The organism is Streptomyces sp. SID14478 (assembly GCF_010548525.1).
GTDB lineage: Bacteria > Actinomycetota > Actinomycetes > Streptomycetales > Streptomycetaceae > Streptomyces.
In genome coordinates, this window is record NZ_JAAGMG010000191.1 from 1 (window position 1) to 3,061 (window position 3,061).

The 3,061-nt window shown below is 74.0% G+C and carries 3 protein-coding genes; 1 reads left to right on the forward strand and 2 read right to left on the reverse strand.

What is annotated here, in order from left to right; all coding sequences use genetic code 11:
- Both G3I40_RS07145 and G3I40_RS07150 read right to left on the reverse strand, forming a co-directional pair.
- Positions 1 to 1,194 (reverse strand): hypothetical protein (locus G3I40_RS07145; protein ID WP_203643577.1); only part of this gene is annotated, 1,194 nt, incomplete at its 3' end.
- Positions 1,195 to 1,197: 3 nt separating this feature from the next.
- Positions 1,198 to 2,370 carry a PP2C family protein-serine/threonine phosphatase gene (locus G3I40_RS07150; protein ID WP_164301314.1) on the reverse strand — a complete coding sequence of 391 codons (1,173 nt, stop codon included), beginning with the start codon at positions 2,368 to 2,370 and terminating at the stop codon, positions 1,198 to 1,200.
- A gap of 152 nt (positions 2,371 to 2,522) precedes the next feature.
- Here G3I40_RS07150 and G3I40_RS07155 point away from each other — a divergent pair.
- Positions 2,523 to 3,061, forward strand: a 539-nt coding sequence (locus tag G3I40_RS07155) for a GNAT family N-acetyltransferase (protein ID WP_164301315.1), incomplete at its 3' end; no start/stop codon positions are given.

Here is a 3,061-nt window from a genome sequence, read left to right on the forward strand (position 1 = left end):
CGCCTGCCGCGGCTCCGCGCGACGCGGGGGCGCCACCGCGGGCACCCCGTCCGGGAAACAGCGGGCCACGGCCTCGCGCAGCGCCGGGAAGTCTTCTTGCGCCCGCGTGAACAGCACCGCGTACTCCTCGCCGTACGTGGACGCGGCCGCCCACAAGGAGTCCAGCGCCGCGCGCAACGGGTCCGGGCCGGCCGCCGCGTACAGCGCCGGGAGCGCCGTCGTCTGTTGCAGCAGCGGGCGCCCGGGAAGGAGCATCAGGGCGTCGACCCGCACCATGGTGTGCTCGATCGCGGGGTCGCTCAACAACCGCTCCACGACGTCCTGTTGGGCCGGGAGCGCAGCCCCGTCCGCCGCGGCCTCCGTCAGGTCCACGAGCCACTCCACCCGGTCGAGGCCCGCCCGCGCGAAGGCACGGCGCATCGCCCACAGGGCCACGCTCCGCTGCGTCGCCGCGTCCACCGCGTCGACCGCGTGCACGAGCGCGGGCGCGATGCCCCTGATGCCGGCGATGTCGCCGCCCACGGCGCGCAGTTCCGGCGTGGGCAGCCGGCCGCCCCATTCCCGTTTCTCGTACGCGAGGTGCCGTTCCCGCTCCTCGCGCTCCTCGCGCTCCCTGGCCTCCCGCGCGACCGCGGCCCGCTCCTCGGGCGTCGGCGCCGGGGGCAGGCTCCGGGCGACGTCGTGCCAGTAGGCGGCGCTCGCCGACGTCTGCCGCACAAGGCGGTCGGGGGCGTGCGGCGCCGGCCAGAACTGGAGCAGGTGACGTTCCAGGGACCCCGCCAGGTCGAGGTCGACGGCCTCCGCGTCCCGGGACTCGTCGAGGCCGCTGCCGCAGTAGCGCACCCGGTGGCAGACAGGATCGAGGCCGAGCGGAAAGGAGCCCGCACCGCCCCACAGGTCCAGTGCCACCTCGTCACCGGCGGGCGTGAAGGAGACCTCGACGATCTCCTCCCACGCGTCGTACGCCGCGTCGAGCGCCGGCGCGCGGTCATGGACCTCGACGGTGAACGGGATGCGCCCGGTGTGCAGGCCGGTGCACACGTACAGGAAGCCGGGCAGCGCCGCTCCGACGAGGCCCTGTGTCTGGCCCGCCATGGACTCGTGCGGGCCGCCGCCGGCATCCGGGCTCTGCTCACTGTTGACGTACAACTGGCCGTAGCTGACCGGGAGGCGCTGGCTCAGTACGGTGCGCACGGCTCACGCGTCCCGGCAGATCAGCAGCAGCGCGCGGTCGTCGTTCACGTCCTTCGCGACCGCCTCGATGAGGTGCCAGGCCGCGCCGTGGAACCCGCCCTGGACGTAGCGGTCCGCCTCGCCCGTCAGCCGGTCGATGCCCTCGGCGATGTCGCGGTCGGAGGTCTCCACCAGGCCGTCGGTGAAGAGCATCAGCACGTCGCCGGGGCGCAGCGTGCCCTTCGTCGCGTCGAACTCGGCGCCGTCATAGACCCCGAGGAGCGGGCCCTCTGCGGCCTTCTCCTCCCAGCGGCCGGTGCCCGCGCTGAGCTGCATGCCCGGCGGGTGGCCCGCGGAGTAGAGCTCGTAGTCGCCGGATTCGAGGTCGAGGACGAGGTGGATGGAGGTCGCGAAGCCCTCGTCCCAGTCCTGGCGCAGGAGGTAGCCGTTGGCCGCCGGGAGGAAGGCGTGCGGCGGGAGCGAGCCGAGCAGGCCGCTGAAGGCGCCCGCCAGGAGAAGGGCCCGGCTCGCCGCGTCCATGCCCTTGCCGGACACGTCGGTGAGGACGACTTCCAGGGTGCGGCCGTTGTGCGTGCGCGCCGCGACGACGAAGTCGCCGGAGAAGGACTGGCCGCCGGCCGGGCGCAGCGCCATCTCGCGGTGCCAGCCCTGCGGCAGCTTCGGCAGTCGGCTCTGCGTGCGGATCCGCTCGCGCAGGTCGAAGAGCATCGTTCCGCCGCGCCGCCAGGGCACCCCGACGCGGCTGCGGAACTGCGCTATGAGGAGGCCGAAGAAGCCGCAGGCCGCGACCGTGAGGACGGTGCCCGGGGTGACCCGGGCCGCGCCCTCGGCGTACGGGCCGAGTTCGACCGATTCGACGATCAGGGCCGCGGCGGCCGCCGCGTACAAACCGAGCAGGCTGGCCGGGCGCAGCACCAGGCCGCCGGCGACGATCGGCAGGACGAGGACCGCGGGCGAGCACCAGACCGGGTTGAGGATCGTGGCGAAGGCGATCAGCGGGACGGTGAGCAGCAGCCCGACGAGCGCGATCCAGTCGGATCCGTCGCCGCGGAAGTAGTCGACGCCGGATTTGCGCACGGCGGTGCGGACCCGGTGTGCACGCATCCTCATCCGGGCCGGGAACGTCTCGGCTGCCGCGCGCTGCCCGCGCGCCCGCCTGTCTCGTCGTAGCGCCATTGCTCGTGGACCTTATCCACCGGGCCCGGACCTGTGCACGGGTGGTCCCGGTTGTCCCCCTTTCCGGGTATGCGCACGGGCCGCCCGTGGACCGCGCACAAGTCGGTAAATTCGCTCGCTCTCGTCCCGCTCGCCCTGCTAGGGATTGACCCATGACGACCGACCTGCGCGTGCTGCGCCAAGGCGACTGGGCTCGCTGGTACGACAGCCTCATGCTGGCCTTCGGCGGGGTCGCCGAGGCGCCGCAGGAGCGGCAGTTGTGGGACGACCTCACGGACTGCGAGCGCTCGCTCGGGGTGTGGGACGGCGACGACTGCGTGGGGACCGCGGGCGCCTTCTCGTTCCGGGTCTCGGTGCCCGGCGGCGCGTTCGTGCGGGCCGCGGGCATCACGATGGTCAGCGTCGCGGCCACGCACCGCAGGCGCGGCATCCTGACGTCGATGATGCGGCGCCAGCTCGACGACGTACGGGAATGGGGCGAGCCCCTCGCCGTGCTGACCGCGTCCGAGCCCGCGATCTACGGCCGGTTCGGCTACGGCATCGCCACCCGGCAGGCGGCGCTGACCATCGACTCCTCGCGGGTGCGGATCGACGCCCCGGCCGCGGCGCGGGACGTGCGGCTGCGGTTCGTCGACCCGGCCGCGGCGGCCGAGCGGTGCGAGGCGGTGCACCTGCGCATGGCCGGCACCCG

Bases quoted from the DNA above. Each gene is read 5' to 3' on its own strand.
- G3I40_RS07150 (WP_164301314.1), bottom strand. From the start codon at position 2,370: ATGGCGCTACGACGAGACAGGCGGGCGCGCGGGCAGCGCGCGGCAGCC.